The organism is Mycobacterium sp. NGS17 (genome assembly GCF_059813205.1).
Genome location: NZ_JCALED010000002.1, coordinates 207,903 through 224,892, shown reverse-complemented (window position 1 = coordinate 224,892; position 16,990 = coordinate 207,903). Strand labels below are relative to the sequence as shown.

The following is a 16,990-nucleotide window of genomic DNA, read 5'->3' as shown; positions in this document are numbered from 1 at the left end:
AGCCTTGAACTAAACGCCCACTCGCCTCGTTTCCCCGGCAGGAGGTGATCGAGTGGCTCGGGTTTCTGGCAGTCGCGGAGTGACCGGCCCCGCCGAAGCCGCTCTGATGAAGGCGCTTTACGACGAGCACGCCGCGGTGCTGTGGCGGTATGCGCTGCGGCTGACGGGGGACGCGAGCCAGTCCGAGGATGTGGTTCAGGAAACGCTGCTGCGGGCGTGGCAACACCCCGAGGTCATCGGCGACACCGAGCGCTCGGCGCGGGCGTGGTTGTTCACCGTGGCCCGCAACATGATCATCGACGACCGGCGCAGCGCGCGTTTCCGCAACGTCGTCGGCTCCACAGACGTCGAGGGCGCGCCCGAACAGTCCACGCCGGACGAGGTCAATGCGGCGCTGGACCGGTTGCTGATAGCGGACGCGATCACCCAATTGTCCGCCGAGCACCGCGCGGTGATCGAACGGTCCTACTACCGCGGTTGGACCACCACACAGACTGCTGCAGACCTAGGAATCGCAGAGGGGACGGTGAAGTCGCGACTACACTATGCCGTGCGGGCGTTGCGGCTCACTCTGCAAGAACTTGGGGTCACCCGATGAGGGGCTCCGAATGCGCGAGGGGTGAGAGAGATGGATGAAATGAGGACGCCGGTGCGCGATATCGGCCCTCCCGAAGATCGTTATGCGATGTGGGACGCCGCATACGTGTTGGGCTCGTTGTCGGCCGCGCAACGGCGCGAATTCGAGACGCACCTGACGCACTGCCCGGCCTGCCGGTCCGCGGTCGCCGATCTCAGCGGGGTGCCGGCGCTGCTGTCACAGCTTGACCGTGACGAGGTGGCCGCCATCGACCAGTCCGGTCCGGCCCGGCAGATGTCTGAGGAATTGCTGCCGTCCCTGCTGGCGACGGTTCGTTGGCGGCGCCGCCGCGCCCGGGTGGTGACCTGGGTGGCGTCGACGGCCGCGGCCGCGGTGCTGGCCATCGCGGTGTTCGTCGGCCTGCACGGGTGGTCGTCGGCCCCGTCGCAGCAGGCGACCGCGTCGGCGGAGCCGATGGCGCAGGTGGGCACCAGCCTGCTGACGTCGACGGTGGCCGTCAGCGGCCAGCACTGGGGGACGTCGATCAACCTGCGCTGCGTGTGCCTGGCTCCGCTGACCGCGCACCATGACACGCTCGCGATGGTCGTGTTGGGCCGCGACGGCAGCCAGAGCCGGCTGGCGACATGGGTGGCCGTGCCCGGCCACACGGCGACCCCGGCGGGTGCGATCTCGACTCCGGTCGACCAGATCGCCGCCGTGCAGGTGGTTGCCGCCGACACCGGACAGGTCCTGTTGCAGCGTTCGCTGTGAACACCGCGCGGTGAACCCAACGGCCTCGCCTGTCGTTACACCGGCATGCCAAGGACCCACCTCGCGGCCGGGCTTCGGGACAGCGTCGATGCCGTTGTCATCGGAGCCGGGCCCGCGGGCCTGGCCGTCGCGCGGCAACTCCACCATCGGCACGGTGTCACAGCGCTCGTGCTCGACCGGGCGGCGGCCCCGGCGATCTCCTGGCGCACGCGTTATGACGACTTCCGCCTCAACACGACGGGGTTCTTGTCTCACCTACCGGGACAACGTATCCCGTTGACTGCCGGCCGTTGGCCCACCAAGGAGGACATGGTCCGCTACTTCGATCGCTACGTCGTGCGGCAGCAGATCCCGCTCTTGCTCGGGTGCGAAGTCCACTCGCTCGACCGCTGCGGGGGAGTGTGGCGGCTGGACACATCGACGGGCGAAATCCAAAGCCGGACAGTCGTTCTCGCAACAGGAAACTATGGCGCGCCGGTCGCCCCTCGCTGGCCGGGGCTGAAAAGCTTCGAAGGCGAGATCGTTCACTCCGCGGACTTCGTCAACGCGTGGCCGTATCGCGGCCGAGACGTGCTCGTCGTCGGGGCGGGTAACTCCGCCGCCGACATCGCCGTGCAGTTGGCCGACGACGGCGCCCGCCGGATCTGGCTGGCGGTGCGCACCCCGCCGCACCTGGTGCGGCGGGCCATCGGCGGGTTCCCGTCGGACATCTTCCTCGAGCTGTCCGCACGGGTCCCCGCCCGCATGGTCGATCCGCTGATCGCCCGCGCGACCCGCCTGATGTGGGGCGACCTGTCCCGCTACGGTTTTCGGCGACCGGCGGTGGGCCTCAAAGCGACCGTCGAGACCCGCGGACGCATTCCCACGCTGGCCGACGGGCTGGTCGACGCGGTGCGAGCGCGCCGCGTCGAAGTCGTCGGCGCGGTCACCAGGCTGGAACCCGGCTCCGTCATCCTCGCCGACGGCACGTCGGTGGCGCCCGAGGTGATCATCACCGCGACCGGGTTCGAGGCGAACCTGCGCGGTGTGGTCGGCCACCTCGGCGTCCTCGACGAGCACGGCAACCCGCGCGGCGGCTTCGCCTGCCACGTCGGCGAGGGACTCTTCGCGATCGGATACGGGATTCCGCCGAACGGCCCGCTGCGGGCGATCCGGCTGGCCGCCACGCCGCTGGCCGCCAAGGTCGCGGGTTACCTCAAAGGGTCGCAGAACAGCGACCAACTGGCGACGGTGTAAGGAACGCGAATGGCCCTGCTCACCACCGAATGCACTTTCTTTCGCGGCGAAGCCGGCTACGAAACGGCCCGTCTCGACACCGTGTGGAACGGCCTTGTGCCGGAACGGTTTCCGGATGTCATCGTGCAGGCGCGCGACGCCGACGACGTGGTCTCGGCGCTGCGTTACGCGGGGGCGAACGGGCACCGCATCGGGGTGTGTTCGGGAGGGCGCAGCTGGGTCGCCAGCCACCTTCGCGACGGCGGCCTGCTCCTGGACGTCAGCCGCCTCGACCACTGCAGCGTCGATCCGCAACGGATGACCGCGAACGTCGGCCCGGGAAAGAGCGCCAGCGTCTTCGCGGCCGAACTCGACGCGCAAAACCTGTTCTTCCCCGCGGGCCATTGCGAGGGGATCTGCCTCGGTGGCTATCTGCTGCAGGGCGGCTACGGCTGGAACAGCAGGGCCCTCGGGCCGGCGTGCGAGAGCGTGCTGGGGCTGGAGGTGATCACCGCGGACGGTGAGCGGATCTATTGCGATCCCGAGAACCACCCCGATTTGTATTGGGCTGCAAGAGGTTCGGGCCCCGGCTTCTTCGGCGTCGTGACCTCGTTCAAGCTACGGGTCTATCCGCGTCCGGCGGTGTGGGGCACCTGCCTGTACATGTACCCGATCGAACTCGCCGACGAGGTCTTCACGTGGGCGCGCTCGATCAGCGCCGAGCTCGACGACCGGGTCGAACTGCAGATGCATACCGCCCGTAGCTTCCCGGGAGCCGGCCTCGAGCAGCCGGGCATCACGATCGCCTCGCCCGTCTTCGCCGATTCGGAAGAGGAGGCGGCCAAAGCCCTTGCGCCGCTAGGTAGTTGCCCGGTCGTCGACAAGGCGATCGTCGGCCTTCCCTACGCGCCGACGACCCTGGCCAATTGGTACACGGCGGTGATGACCAGTTACCCGAAGGGCCACCGCTACATTGCGGACAGCATGTTCACCGCGGCTTCCGCCGAAGAACTACTGCCGGGCATCCGCCGGGTCATCGACACGATGCCGCCGCACCCGTCACACTTCATCTTCACGGGCTGGAAGACGTCGCCGCGCCGCACCGAGATGGTGTACGGCCTCGAAGACGACATCTATTTGGCGCTGTACACCATCTGGCGGGACCCGGCGGACGACGAACGGTACCGCGACTGGGCCGCGTCCAACATGGCCGCGATGTCGCACCTGGCGACCGGTATCGCGCTGGCGGACGAGAACCTGTGCCGGCGCCCCGCGCGATTCGTCACCGAACCGAACATGGCACGGCTGGACCGGGTGCGCGCCGCCTACGACCCGGATGGCCGGTTCCACAGCTATTTGACACATATCTAAAAGCGCTGGCAGTCCGCGGGCATCCGCTGCCGGAGTGAACTGAAGTCACCCGCGGGTCGTGTCACTGGCATCGTCATAAGTTAGGTGAGCAGATGTCGAGGCAACACCGGGTGGTCGACCACATCGTCGAGCATCTCGCGAGGACCGACGCCGACTACATCTTCGGTGTCGACGGCGCCAACATCGAAGACCTCTACGACGCCGCACACTTCTGCGCGGACATCACCGCCGTGCTGGCCAAGCATGAATTCTCCGCGGCCACGATGGCCGACGGGTACAGCCGCAGCGGCGCGGGCCTGGGCGTCGTGGCGGCGACTTCCGGCGGGGGAGCTCTCAATCTTGTTCCCGGCCTTGGGGAATCGTTGGCCAGTCGCGTCCCGGTGCTGGCACTGGTCGGCCAGCCGGCGACAACGATGGATGGTCGGGGCAGCTTCCAGGACACCAGCGGCCGCAATGGCGCGCTGGATGCCGAGGCGCTGTTCTCGGCGGTATCGGTCTGGTGCCAACGAGTGCTGACGCCCTCCGACATCGTCACCGCCCTGCCCGAGGCCATCGCGGCCGCACGCGGCGGTGGCCCGGCTGTCCTGTTGTTGCCCAAGGACATTCAGCAGAAGCCGGTCACGGTCATCGGTCGCGAAGGGCATGCCGCCGGTCCGTCGGTGGCGCCCCGGATCGGTGATCTGGATCCGGTACTGCGCGCGCTACGCGCCCCCGATGGGCCGGTCACCATCATCGCCGGCGAGCAGGTGGCCCGCGACGACGCCCGAGCGGAGCTGGAGGCGCTGCGCGCGCTGCTGCGCGCACGGGTGGCATGCGTGCCCGACGCCAAAGACGTCGCGGGCACGCCGGGTTCGGGCTCGTCGTCGGCGCTGGGCGTGACCGGTGTCATGGGGCATCCCGGCGTGGCCGAGGCGGTCGGTGACAGCACGGTGTGCCTGGTGGTGGGCACCCGCCTGTCGGTGACGGCCCGGGCGGGCCTCGACGACGCGCTGACGGCGGCGCGGACGGTCTCGATCGGGTCGGCGGCTCCCTACGTCGAATGCGCGCACGTGTACACCGACGACCTGCGGACCTCGTTGCGCATGGTGGCCATGGAACTGTCCGGGCGGGGCCGGCCGAGGGGCCTGCGGGTGCCCGATTTCGTGACCGACACCGAACTGCGCCCACCGCCGTACCGCGGTCCCGGCGTCCGCTACCGCGATGCGCTGACGGTGCTGGACCGGATGCTGCCCGACGGGGTTGACATCGTCGTCGACGCGGGCAACACCGGCGCGGCGGCCATTCATCATCTGCCGGTCCGCCGTGGCGGGCGGTTCGCCGTCGCGCTCGGCATGGGGGGCATGGGTTACAGCTTCGGTGCCGCCATCGGGATGGCCTTCGGCCGTGCCGTGGGCAGCCGGCTCAGCCGGCGCACGGTCGTCATCGCCGGCGACGGCGCATTCTTCATGCACGGCATGGAAGTTCACACGGCGGTGCAGTATCGGCTGCCGGTGACGTTCGTCCTGTTCAACAACAACGCCCACGCCATGTGCGTGACCCGCGAGCAGCTGTTCTACGACGACCTGTACAGCTACAACCGGTTCGGCCCCAGCCGGCTGGGTGCCGGGCTGGCAGCGATGTTCCCGGGGCTCTCGGCGATAGACGTGGCCGACGTCGACGCGCTGGCCGCCGTGCTCGACGGGACGCTGACCACCGATGGCCCGTCGGTGATCAGCATTGAGTGCTCGGCTGACGAAATCCCGCCCTTCGCATCATTTTTGAACCAGCAAGCGACCAAATGCATTGGCCGACCGACACCTGAAGGGGAAAGATCAGATGTCCCTGCCCGCGCTTGACGACATTCACGTTCACACCGGCACCACCGAGCCGATCGAGGGGCTGGTCCGCATCGAGACCTCGCCGCTCGAGAAGACCGCGCCGATGTTCATGGCCCAGATGCGGTCCGTGTACCCGCACGACGAGGTCTTCGGGCGGTACTGCACGGTCAGCGACTACGTCGACTGTCCACCCGACGAGCTGTTCGAATACCTGGCCGACACGCGCAGCCTCGAGGAGTGGACCTACACGCTGCGCGACTTCACCCCCACCAATGAGCCGGGGCTGTGGCTGGCCCACGACCGGTTGCTGCCGGATACCAAGATTTTCACCCGAACGGTGGCCAACGCCGAGGCGGGCACCGTCGACTACCACTGCGCCTGGGACCAGGGCGAGCACCTGTGGATGATCTACCTGATGCGGGTCGTCGACGCGCAGCTGGTGCTGAACAAGCCCGGTTCCGTTGTGCTGTGGACCAACTGCCACCACCCCTTCTACGACAACAACCCGTACACCGACGCCGCGCCGCCGGATCGGACGGGCTGGGTGGGTGACTTCTGGGACATCTTCGGTGCCGGCCACGGGGTGGAACTGCACAACCTCAAGACCATCGCCGAGTACCGCCACCGCAACGGCCTGCCGATCACGCCGGTTTGGATGAGGTGAGCACCGCACAATGAAGCAACCGACCGCGAGCCTGACCGACGTCTCCACCTACCTGCCCGGAAAACCCATCGGCGCAAGCTATTACGCGCAGTTCGCCGGCTCCGATGAGCTGGCCGACAACCTGATGTTCCGCGCCCCTAAATTCCGCCATCACGTCGCGGCCGACGAAACCGCGGTCGACATGGTGGAGCGGGCCGCCGCCGGTGTCATCGAACGCAACGGCCACGACGTCATCGCCAACGTGGACGTGCTGATCACCCACACTCAAATGCCCGACATGCCGTTCTACGGCGGGGGCGGCAGCATCGCGCACCGCCTGGGCATGCGACCCGACTGGGTATTGGATCTGCACAACGGCGGGTGCGCGGCGTTCGTGCTGGCGCTCAAGGTAGCCCGACGTCTCCTGACGTCCGGCGAAGGGCGCACCGCACTGATCGCTGTCGCGCAGAACGCCGCCGGGCAGATCTTCGACCAACCCGGCGTGCGGGCGAAGGCGCAGTCGTCGGTGCCCGGCGACGGCGCCGCCGTGGGACTCGTCACGCTGTCGGACGATTCACCGATTCTCGACGTCGAGTGCCGCACCTACGGCGAATACGCCGGCGACATGACGATCGCCGTCGACCCGCCCCGCAAATGGTGGCAACCCGGACCGGGTGAAGGCTGCATCGGTTTCACCGAAAGCAAGATCACCAAGGTCTTGGCGCGCGGCAACAGGCAGGTCCCCGAAGTCGCGCTCGCGGTGTGCGACCGGATCGGCTTGCCGTCCAAAGAGATCGACCTGCTGGTGACCAATCAGCCCAATCGGGTGTTCTTGCGCAACTGGCGCGAGGCGCTCGACGTGCCGGCCGAACGCCATCGCGACACCTTCGACGAGTGCGGCAACCTGTTCGGCGCCGGCATCCCCATCAACCTCGACCGCGCGATATCCGACGGCCAGCTCGAGGCCGGCGACATGGTGCTGATGGCCGCCTTCGCGCACGCCGGTGACTTCGCGGGCGCGGCCGCCGTCCGGTGGGGCGGGCGAGACTGATGTCGGCCGTGCTGGAAGCGGACCCCGTCGAGGTGGGCGGCGCACTGCCGGACGCGATCGATCCGCTGGCGCTGTCCCTCAACGAGAACCCGTTCCCGCCGCTGCCGGCCGTGCGGTCGGCGTTGATCCGCTCGATCGACGCCGCCAACCGCTACCCCGAATTCCGGCCCGAACGGATGCGGACCCTGGTCGCCCGGCACGTCGGGGTCGGCGACGAGCAGGTCGTCCTCGGAGCCGGGGCGAGCGGGGTGGCGATGCAGGTCCTGTACGCGGTGACGCGGCCCGGCGACCGAGTCGTGTTGAGCGAACCGACATTCGACGGGTATCCGATCTTCGCACAGATGGCCCACCTGACGCCGGTCACCGTTGCGCTCCACGAATCCGGTCACCACGATTTGCGGGCCATGGCCGAGGCGGCGGCGGACGCGAAAGTCGTCGTGCTGTGCCGGCCGCACAATCCGACCGGAACCATGGAGCCCGTCGCGGAGGTCGAACGATTCCTGCGCCGCGTGCCGGACGACACCGTCGTGCTGCTCGACGAGGCCTACATCGAGTTCGTCGCCCCCCAGCACCGCGTCGGCGGGCCGGATCTGGTGCGCCGCTTCCCGAATGTCGTGGTGCTGCGGACGTTCTCGAAGGCCTACGGCCTGGCCGGACTGCGTATCGGCTACGGGTTCGCCGCACCGCAGCTCGCCGCGATCCTGTGGAAGATGCAGCTGCCGTTCGGCATGGGGATCACCAGCCTGGTCGCGGTGGCCGCATCCTATGCGGCCGACGACCAGTTGCGGCAACGGATTCTGCGAATCGCCGGTGAGCGGCACTACCTGTCCCGGCGCCTCGCCGCGTTGGGGGTGCGCACCACCGACGGTCACGCCAACTTCGTCTACCTGCCGCCCGTCGGGCGGCACTGGCAACAGGTGTTCGGTGAGGCCGGGCTGAAGGTCCGGCACTATCCCGACGGAGGTGCGCGGATCACCGTCGGGAGCCGCGCATCCACCCGAGCGGTGCTGGCCGCGGTGGCAAAGCCACGAGCCTGAGGTAAATCGCGGCCAAGTGCGGTAAGAAAGGGCGTGGCCCCTTCTGCATCCGACAAACCCGACCCGATCGCACTGGCGAGGGCGAACTGGACGCGGGCCGGCTGGGGTGACGTGGCGCCGGGCATGGTTGCGGTGACGTCCGTGATGCGGGCGCACCAGATCCTGCTCGCCCGCGTCGAGAACGCGCTGCGCCCCTACGACTTGAGCTTTTCGCGCTTCGAATTGTTGCGGCTGTTGGCCTTCAGCCGCAGCGGCGCGCTGCCTATCACCAAGGCGTCCGACCGCCTGCAGGTCCACGTCACCAGCGTCACGCATGCGATCCGCCGGCTCGAGGCCAACGGGCTGGTGCAGCGGGTGCCCCACCCCACCGACGGGCGCACCACACTGGTGCAGATCACCGATCTCGGGCGCTCGACCGTCGAGGACGCCACCATCACGCTCAACGAGCAGGTGTTCGCCGACATCGGAATCGACGCCGATGAGTCCGAAGCGCTCGTGTCGTCCATTGAGACACTGCGGCGCCACGCCGGCGACTTTTGAACCTCTCGCCGACGTCCTACGTGGTAGCGGTAGGAGGTCTGCGATGAACCTTGGCTCTACGCGGAACTGACGCCGATGCCGCTTCGCGTCCTCGTCGTCGGCGCCGGTGTCGGCGGCATCTCCGTTGCCCGGGGACTCATGCGCGACGGGCATGACGTCACCGTCTTCGAGCGGCGCCCGGATTCGCAGCCGGGCGGGGGCGCCGTAACCATTTGGCCCAATGGCGCAAGGGTTTTGGACCAGCTCGGCGTCGATATGGACGGCGCCGGGCAGCTACTTTCCAGTGTGCGCGTCACGACACCCACCGGCCGCCGGATCACCACGGTGGACCTGACGGCCGTCACGGCACGATTGGGCGCACCGGTCCGGATGGTCCCGCGTCGGCTCCTGCTCGAACGCCTGCTGGAAGGGTTTCCCGCGCAGCGCATTCGGTTCAACCGCCGCGCCACCCATTTCGCCAACACCCCCACTGGGGTGCGAGCCGAATTCGACGACGGCACTTCGGTCGAAGGGGACCTGCTGATCGGCGCGGACGGCCTGCACTCGAGGGTCCGTGACTATGTCGGCGGCCCGGCCGCGCGGCCCACGGGCTGGTGCAGCTGGCAGGGACTTGTGACGCTTCCGGGCGACGTCGATCGGAACGTCGCGCTCATGATCATCGGCGAGCATGGCAACCTCGGCCTGTGGCCGGCGGGAGGCTCGGATCTGCAGTGGTGGTTCGACTTGCCGTGGTCGTCGGATTTCGTCAGGCCGCCGCGCCCGCTCGACACGCTGCGTTCCCACTTCACCGGGTGGTCCGGTCTTGTCGACCGCGTGCTGGTGACGCTGAGCGATGAGGACCTTGCCCCTTCGCCATTCCCGCATTTCCGCCATCCGATTCCCCGCGCGGGCCGTGGCGCCGTCACGCTGCTCGGCGATGCCGCACACACGATGCCGCCCACCCTTGCGCAGGGGACCAACCAGGCGCTGCTCGACACGATGGTGTTGTGCCAGGCGCTTTCTCATCTCGTCCGGACAGTTCCTCCCGGCAGCAGACGTGATCTCGCGAGCGCGCTGCGCCGGTACGAAAAGACCCGGCGGCGCCAGGTCAGGGCCGTGTCCTGGGTGACCACGCAGCAGGTGTCCCGCAGCGAGTCCATGCTGAGGCCGGCGGCGATGATCTCGGACCGGTTCATGACCTGGGCGCTGGCGGCGTTCCTGCACAAGGTGAGTCACAGCCGGATGTCCGCCCAGATCAGTCGGGAGCTCGCGGCGGGCGCACCGGCGCGCGTCCGATCGGAGGTGAGGTGATGCCGACGAGCGCCAAGCCGCCGCCGCCGCGGCTTGCCCGCGTTGTCGAGTGGATCCGTCATCGCCTGTATCGGCTACATCAGCGGCTGGTCCCCCCGCCGGCGGCGATGATGGAAATGATCACCGCCACTTGGACTTCGCAGGCGATCACGGTGGCGGCCCAGTTGGGCATCGCCGACGCGCTGGCCCACGGCCCGCTGCCGATCGCGGAACTGGCGGACCGGGCTGGCGCGGACGCCGACGCGCTACGACGGTTGCTGCGCGCGCTGATCGGCCGCGGGGTTTTCCGCCGCCGCCGCGACGGCCGCTACGAGCTGAATCCCCTTGCGGCGACGCTGCGTTCGGATGCGCCGGTGTCGACAACATCGGCGGCGCGATTCTATGGATCGCGGGAGCAGCGCGAACGATGGACCCTGCTCGTCGATTCGGTCCGCACCGGTCTGTCCGTCGTCCCGGCGCTGCACGGCAAGGACAGCTTCGCCTACTTCGCCGATGAGCCCGAGCTCGCGGAGCTCTTCAACGAGACGATGACGAACATTTCGGAGCTGACCACCGCGTCGGTGGTGGCCGGATACGACTTCAGCGCCTACCCCACGATCGTCGACGTCGGCGGCGGTCACGGCCCGCTGCTGGCCGCCGTCCTCGCGGCGGCGCCCGGTTCGCGCGGTGTGCTGTACGACTTGCCCTCGGTCGTCGCGAGCGCGCGGCCATTGCTCGAAAAGCACTGTGTGGCCGACCGGGTGCGCATCGCGGAGGGATCGTTCTTCGACACCGTTCCGGGTGGGGGTGACGCCTACATCCTCAAGAACATCATCCACGACTGGCGCGACGATATGGCGGTCCGGATCCTGCGTAACGTTCGCGCCGCGGCGGGCCCGCGGGCCAGGGTGCTGCTGGTCGAGATGGTCATTCCGGAGCACGACCGCGACTTCCCGGGAAACTGGGTGGACCTGGAGATGCTGTTGAATCTGGGCGCTCGGGAGCGTACGGCCGCCGAGTATCGATATCTGCTGGGCGAAGCGGGGTTCGAGATGACCAGGATCCGACGAACCGCTTCGCCGCTCAGCGTGGTGGAAGCCAGTCCGCGTGAGTTCAGCTGCCGCGCAGCATCTCGATGACCGCGCTGAAGTCCTTATCCGCGTGATCCGCAGCGAATTTCGCGTAGATCTCGGCGGCGTGGGCGCCCAGCGGCGCCGCCGATCCGCTGGAGGACACCGCATCCATCGCCAGCCCCAGATCCTTGTTCATCAGCGCCGTCGCAAAGCCCGGCTTGAAGTCGTTGTTGGCCGGTGACGTCGGGACCGGGCCGGGCACAGGGCAATTGGTGTGCACGGCCCAGCAGTTGCCGGTCGCCCCGGTGATCACATCGAACAGGGACTGGGCGGACAGCCCGAGCTTCTCGGCCAGAACGAACGCCTCGCCGATCGCGATCTGCTGCACCGCCAGCACCATGTTGTTGCACACCTTGGCGGCCTGCCCCGCCCCGGCCGCCCCGCAGTGAATGATCTTGCCCGCCATGGGTTCCAGCACCGGCCGCGCCCGTCGCAGGGCGTCCTCGTCGCCGCCCACCATGAACGCCAGTGTCCCGGCGACGGCACCCTTCACCCCGCCGGACACAGGTGCGTCCAGCTGCGTCACGCCGTTCGATTCGGCCAGCGCATGCACCTCGCGGGCGTCGTTGACCGAGATCGTGGAGCTGTCGATGAACAACGCGCCGGGCCGCGCCGCGGGCAGGACTTCCGCGTAGCAGCGTTTGACCAGTTCCCCGTTGGGCAACATGGTGATGACCACGTCGGAGCCGGCCACCGCGTCGGTGGCGCTGCCGAATCCGGTGACCCCGGCCTCGGTCGCCGCGGACAGCGCCGCCGGCACCGGATCGAATCCGCGCACCGCGTGCTTGGCCGCAACGAGATTCGCCGCCATTGGCCCACCCATATGGCCCAGGCCCAGGAAGGCCACCGTCAGGTGCTCGGTCATCTCCGAAGACCCTTCTACGCGTTTGCGCGGACCCGTGCGGCCTCGGCCCGGCCGATGACCACCCGCATGATTTCGTTGGTGCCTTCCAGGATTCGGTGCACGCGCAGGTCGCGGACGATCTTTTCCAGACCGTACTCGCGCAGGTAGCCGTAGCCGCCGTGCAGCTGCAGGGCTTTGTCGGCGACCTCGAAGCAGGTGTCGGTGACGTAGCGCTTGGCCATCGCGCACAACTCGACCTTGTCGGGATCGTCGGCGTCCAGCGCATTGGCCGCCCGCCACAACATCATTCGCGACGTCTCGAGGCCGGTGGCCATATCGGCCAGGGTGAACCGGATGGTCGGCTCGTCGAGCAGGGACGACCCGAACGCTTGCCGGTCGCGCACGTAGGCGCCGGCCTTGTCGGCGGCGGCCTGGGCGCCGCCGAGCGAGCACGCCGCGATGTTGAGCCGACCGCCGTTGAGGCCCTTCATCGCGATGCCGAATCCGGCGCCCTCGCCGTCGGCGCCGCCCAGCATCGCCTCGGCCGGCACCCGGACGCCCTCCAGGATCACCTGCGCGGTGGGCTGGGCATGCCAACCCATCTTCTCCTCGAGCGAGCCGAAACTCAGCCCGGCAGCGCACTTTTCGATCACGAACGCCGATATGCCCCGCGGCCCCTCACTGCCGGTCCTGGCCATCACCACGTAGACGTCCGAGGCGCCCGCGCCGGAGATGAACTGCTTGACGCCGTCGAGCACGTAGTCGCCGCCCTGTCTGACCGCGCGGGTACTCAGCGCGCTCGCGTCGGACCCGGCGCCGGGCTCGGTGAGGCAGTAGCTGGCGATGACGTCCATCGACGCCAGCCGCGGGACCCAGTCCTTGCGCTGCTCGGCGGTGCCGAAGCTATCGATCATCCACGCGCACATGTTGTGGATCGACAGGAACGCGGCGGTGACCGGGTCGGCGATGGCCAACTGCTCGAAGATGCGCACCCCGTCGAGCCGGCGCAGGCCGCTGCCGCCGACGTCCTCGCGGCAGTAGATCGCCGCCATGCCGAGCTCTGCCGATTCGCGCAGCACGTCGACCGGGAAGTGTTTGGCCGCATCCCATTCCAGGGCGTGCGGGGCGAGGCGCTTGGCGGCGAACGCGGCGGCCGTCTCGGTGATCACCCGTTCGTCGTCGTCGAGGGTAAAAGAAGCCATAGAGCAGTCTCAATCCATTGTGGGAATGACGAATTCGGCGCCGTCCTTGATGCCGGACGGCCACCGCGACGTCACCGTCTTGGTTTTGGTGTAGAAGATGATCGACGACGGGCCGTGCTGGTTGAGGTCACCGAAGCCGGAACGCTTCCAGCCGCCGAAGGTGTGGTAGGCCACCGGCACCGGGATGGGCACGTTGACACCGACCATGCCGACCTGCACGCGGGAGACGAAGTCACGGGCCGCGTCGCCGTCGCGGGTGAAAACCGCCACGCCGTTGCCGTATTCGTGCTGAGAAGGAAGCGCCAGCGCTTCTTCGTAGTCGTGCGCCCTTACGATGCACAGCACGGGACCGAAGATCTCGTCGGTGTAGATCGACATCTCCGGGGTGACGTGGTCGAACAGTGTGGGGCCGATGAAGAAGCCGCCTTCGAGGTTGGCGTCGCCGAAAGTCAGGTCGTCGCTGGCGCGTTCGCGGCCGTCGATGACCAGTTCGGCACCCGCGTCGACGCCCTGGGCGATGTAGTCGCGCACCCGTGCCACGGCGGCCTCGGTCACCAGCGGGCCGTAGTCGGCCTTGGGGTCCAGGCTGTGGCCGACGCGCAGATTGTTGATCCGCTCGATGAGCCGGGCGCGCAACCGGTCGGCGGTCTTGTCACCGACCGGGACCGCGACGCTGATCGCCATGCAGCGCTCGCCGGCGCTGCCGTACCCGGCGCCGATCAGGGCGTCGACGGCCTGGTCCAGATCGGCGTCAGGCATCACGATCATGTGGTTCTTGGCGCCCCCGAAGCACTGCGAGCGCTTGCCGGTGGCCGCGGCCCCCGCGTAGATGTACTGCGCGATGTCGGAGCTGCCGACGAACCCGACCGCCTGGATGTCGGGGTGGTTCAGGATGGCGTCGACGGCCTCCTTGTCGCCGTGCACGACCTGGAACACGCCGGGCGGCAGGCCCGCCTCGCCGAACAGTTCGGCCAGCCGCACCGGGACCGACGGGTCACGCTCGCTGGGCTTGAGCACGAATGCGTTGCCGCAGGCCAGCGCCGGGCCGGCCTTCCACAACGGGATCATCGCCGGAAAGTTGAACGGCGTGATGCCGGCGACCACGCCCAGCGGCTGGCGCAGCGAGTAGACGTCGATGCCCGGGCCGGCGCCTTCGCTGTACTCGCCCTTGAGCAGGTGGGGGATGCCGATGCAGAACTCGATGACCTCGATGCCGCGCTGGATGTCGCCCTTGGCGTCGGCCAGGGTCTTGCCGTGCTCGCGCGACAGCAACTCGGCCAGCTCGTCGATATGTTTGTTGACCAGCTCGATGAAGCGCATCATCACCCGCGCGCGGCGCTGCGGATTTGTTGCGGCCCAACCCTTTTGGGCCTCGACGGCCGACGCCACCGCGGCGTCGATGTCGGCCTGGCCGGCCATCGGCACCGTCGCCTGGACCTGGCCGGTGCTGGGATCGAAGACGTCAGCGCTGCGGCCGGACCGTCCGGCGGTGCGCTGCCCATCGATGAAGTGCGGAATCTGTGTGGTCATGGGGCCCTCGAGTGTGGTTGACGCGCTTAAGCGGATACTTGCATATCCTAGTAACCCGGATCGGACGTTGGCAAGGTGGAGCTGACCGAGGCTGCGCGGGTGCCCGGCGCGGCAGATCGAGCAGTCGGCCCCACGCTGCGTGCCGCCTATCAACATGAGGCCCACCTCGGAAACCGTCGAAAAGTTCTGGGAAAACTCGCTTCTCTGCAGTTGGGCGAACCGAGAAACGGGCCACACGCGCAACCTCACGGTGTCCATCTATCGGGCCGCTGACGGCGAGCAGCGGGCGAACGAATTCCGCGAGATGGTGCGGCAGGAATGTTCGCCCGAATCGGATTTGCACACTCCCAATCCGGACGCCTACGAGATTGCGGGGCCCCAACCCGGCGAATACGCGTTCGTCCTGTCCTACCTCGGACACGTCCGCGCGGTGGTCGGCAACTGTGTCGTTCACATCATGCCGATGGGGACCGGCATCGAGTTGAGCGAATTGACCGATCCGGCGCTCGACATCGGCCGCACGGTGGGCTGCTCACCGTACGAGAACGACTTCACGTTGCCGGAGTTTCCCGAAGGATGGCGCAACCGGTCAGTCGGGTGGCGCGTGGACGACTCTTGAAGGCCGCAAGCCAGGCTAGCCTGACACCTGTATGCGCACCATCGAGGCCCACTACGCGCCCTGAGCCGTGTAACCCGAGCCGCTATTCATCGGGTGAAGGAGGCAAGTGGCGGCAAGAAACGAACCCGTCGGGCCGCGACCCCTGCGCGCGGTGCCCGAAGACGGCCAGGACGGCGGCTACCCGAACTGGGAAGCCGTGTACTCCGACAACGTGACCTGGGTGTACCGCACGCTGTTCGCGCGCGTCGGCAACCAAACCGACGCCGAAGACCTCACCGCCGAGGTGTTCCTCGCCGCGCTGCGGCCGCTGCGGCTGACCGCGAGCGTCGCCGAGGTGCGCGCGTACCTGCGGACGACTGCCAGGACGGTGCTGGCCGCGCATTGGCGCGAGACGCTGGGGCGAGAGATAACCTCGATCGAGGACATCGAACAACCCGCCGACAGCCAGGACGCGATCAGCACCGCGCCGCAGCGCGTTGCCCGGGTTCTGGACAGCCTGCCGGACCGCTACCGCCAGATTTTGGAATCCCGCTTCCTGCGGGGCAATTCGATCAAGGAGTCAGCCGCGGAACTCGGAATCAGCGTGGCCAACGCCAAAGTGCTCCAGCACCGCGCCCTGCGGCTGGCGGCGCAGGTCAACGATGGGGGCCAGCCATGAATGCGCGAGGGCTGCGACGGTATGTCGACGACCTGTTGCGGGGGCGCCGGCCCAGGCCCTTCGCGCCGGACGACTTCGAGGCCGCGCAGGTCCGCACGGCGATCGAACTGCGCGCGGTTCGCGAGGGCGGTGACGCGCCGCGCCCGGAGTTCGTCGCCGACCTGCACCGGCGAGTCGCCGAGCAGATGTCGGGCGCGCCAACGGAAACGGCTCGGGGCCGCGGCAGCACGCGGCGCCAGGTCATCGTCGGCACGTCGGCCGCCGCCACCGCGGCGGTCGCCGCGGTGTCCGTCGACCGCGCCCTGATCTCGGGCCGAGCCGGCGACGGTCGCACCCCCGAGACTGCCGCCGGGCAACTCACACCTACCGAGGGCAGCTGGCAGCGCGTCGCGGCCGGCTCGGACGTGCCCGACGGTGCCATGCACGCGTTCGACCTCGGCTCGGTGACCGGGTTCGTCCGCCGCGTCGGCGGCAGAATTCAGGCGATATCCGGGGTGTGTACCCACCAGGGCTGCAGGCTCTGGTTCGACGCACCGGAGGACACCCTGCGCTGCCCCTGCCACACCACGTCGTTCTCGCCCGCCGGGCAGGTGCTCGCCCACCAGTTGCCGATAGCGCCGAAACCGCTGCCGGCCTTGATGGTTCGCGAGGTCAACGGGGTCATCGAGGTATTCGCCCCGGCGGCCCCCGAGCGCCCGGCCTGAGCGTGTAAC

At 68.5% G+C, this 16,990-nt stretch carries 16 protein-coding genes and 1 pseudogene; 14 read left to right on the top strand and 3 right to left on the bottom strand.

Features of this window, described 5'->3' with window-relative positions:
* Window positions 1–52: 52 nt before the first annotated feature.
* The 11 genes from AC5Y7E_RS05155 (at window position 53) to AC5Y7E_RS05105 (ending at window position 11,430) form a co-directional block, all read left to right on the top strand.
* Entirely contained in the window at window positions 53–598 is a 546-nt protein-coding gene (locus AC5Y7E_RS05155; protein WP_499947804.1) for a sigma-70 family RNA polymerase sigma factor, read from the top strand.
* Window positions 599–637: 39 nt separating this feature from the next.
* A complete protein-coding gene (locus tag AC5Y7E_RS05150) occupies window positions 638–1,348 on the top strand; it encodes an anti-sigma factor family protein (RefSeq protein WP_499948309.1) in 711 nt (236 codons plus the stop codon).
* A gap of 45 nt (window positions 1,349–1,393) precedes the next feature.
* Complete coding sequence (locus AC5Y7E_RS05145; RefSeq protein ID WP_499947802.1) at window positions 1,394–2,584, top strand: flavin-containing monooxygenase; 1,191 nt, start codon at window positions 1,394–1,396, stop codon at window positions 2,582–2,584.
* 9 nt (window positions 2,585–2,593) lie between these two features.
* A complete protein-coding gene (locus tag AC5Y7E_RS05140) occupies window positions 2,594–3,934 on the top strand; it encodes an FAD-binding oxidoreductase (protein WP_499947798.1) in 1,341 nt (446 codons plus the stop codon).
* 92 nt (window positions 3,935–4,026) lie between these two features.
* The gene (locus AC5Y7E_RS05135) at window positions 4,027–5,769 is read left to right on the top strand and encodes a thiamine pyrophosphate-binding protein (RefSeq protein ID WP_499947796.1); all 1,743 of its coding nucleotides are present in this window, start codon (window positions 4,027–4,029) and stop codon (window positions 5,767–5,769) included.
* Window positions 5,750–6,415, top strand: coding sequence for an SRPBCC family protein (locus AC5Y7E_RS05130; RefSeq protein ID WP_499920669.1), 666 nt, complete (start codon window positions 5,750–5,752; stop codon window positions 6,413–6,415). The genes AC5Y7E_RS05135 and AC5Y7E_RS05130 overlap by 20 nt, the downstream gene beginning before the upstream one ends.
* Window positions 6,416–6,425: 10 nt before the next feature.
* Entirely contained in the window at window positions 6,426–7,445 is a 1,020-nt protein-coding gene (locus AC5Y7E_RS05125) for a 3-oxoacyl-ACP synthase III family protein (RefSeq protein WP_499947794.1), read from the top strand.
* Complete coding sequence (locus tag AC5Y7E_RS05120; protein ID WP_499947793.1) at window positions 7,445–8,482, top strand: pyridoxal phosphate-dependent aminotransferase; 1,038 nt, start codon at window positions 7,445–7,447, stop codon at window positions 8,480–8,482. Before AC5Y7E_RS05125 ends, AC5Y7E_RS05120 begins: the two co-directional genes overlap by 1 nt.
* 33 nt (window positions 8,483–8,515) lie before the next feature.
* Complete coding sequence (locus tag AC5Y7E_RS05115; protein ID WP_499947792.1) at window positions 8,516–9,022, top strand: MarR family winged helix-turn-helix transcriptional regulator; 507 nt, start codon at window positions 8,516–8,518, stop codon at window positions 9,020–9,022.
* A gap of 75 nt (window positions 9,023–9,097) precedes the next feature.
* Window positions 9,098–10,312 (top strand): FAD-dependent oxidoreductase, encoded by a 1,215-nt coding sequence (locus tag AC5Y7E_RS05110; RefSeq protein ID WP_499947790.1) that lies wholly within the window; start codon window positions 9,098–9,100, stop codon window positions 10,310–10,312.
* On the top strand, window positions 10,312–11,430 hold the full coding sequence (locus tag AC5Y7E_RS05105; RefSeq protein WP_499947789.1) for a methyltransferase: 1,119 nt from the start codon (window positions 10,312–10,314) through the stop codon (window positions 11,428–11,430). Before AC5Y7E_RS05110 ends, AC5Y7E_RS05105 begins: the two co-directional genes overlap by 1 nt.
* Here the strand turns inward: AC5Y7E_RS05105 and mmsB are convergent.
* From mmsB to AC5Y7E_RS05090, 3 genes are read right to left on the bottom strand one after another with little or no spacing between them, the layout of a single operon-like run.
* Window positions 11,405–12,289, bottom strand: coding sequence for a 3-hydroxyisobutyrate dehydrogenase (gene mmsB, locus AC5Y7E_RS05100; RefSeq protein WP_499947788.1), 885 nt, complete (start codon window positions 12,287–12,289; stop codon window positions 11,405–11,407). The two genes, AC5Y7E_RS05105 and mmsB, sit on opposite strands and share 26 nt — an antisense overlap.
* 14 nt (window positions 12,290–12,303) lie before the next feature.
* Window positions 12,304–13,470 carry an acyl-CoA dehydrogenase family protein gene (locus AC5Y7E_RS05095; RefSeq protein WP_499947786.1) on the bottom strand — a complete coding sequence of 389 codons (1,167 nt, stop codon included), beginning with the start codon at window positions 13,468–13,470 and terminating at the stop codon, window positions 12,304–12,306.
* Between the two features lie 9 nt (window positions 13,471–13,479).
* A complete protein-coding gene (locus AC5Y7E_RS05090; RefSeq protein ID WP_499947785.1) occupies window positions 13,480–15,000 on the bottom strand; it encodes a CoA-acylating methylmalonate-semialdehyde dehydrogenase in 1,521 nt (506 codons plus the stop codon).
* Window positions 15,001–15,154: 154 nt separating this feature from the next.
* Between AC5Y7E_RS05090 and AC5Y7E_RS05085 the strand changes: the two are divergent.
* The 3 genes and pseudogenes from AC5Y7E_RS05085 to AC5Y7E_RS05075 form a co-directional block, all read left to right on the top strand.
* Window positions 15,155–15,601 (top strand): annotated as a pseudogene (locus tag AC5Y7E_RS05085) (DUF7956 family protein); the annotation flags it as partial.
* A 124-nt stretch (window positions 15,602–15,725) separates the two neighbouring features.
* The gene (locus AC5Y7E_RS05080; protein WP_499947783.1) at window positions 15,726–16,277 is read left to right on the top strand and encodes an RNA polymerase sigma factor; all 552 of its coding nucleotides are present in this window, start codon (window positions 15,726–15,728) and stop codon (window positions 16,275–16,277) included.
* On the top strand, window positions 16,274–16,981 hold the full coding sequence (locus tag AC5Y7E_RS05075) for a QcrA and Rieske domain-containing protein (RefSeq protein WP_499947781.1): 708 nt from the start codon (window positions 16,274–16,276) through the stop codon (window positions 16,979–16,981). The genes AC5Y7E_RS05080 and AC5Y7E_RS05075 overlap by 4 nt, the downstream gene beginning before the upstream one ends.
* Window positions 16,982–16,990: the final 9 nt, after the last annotated feature.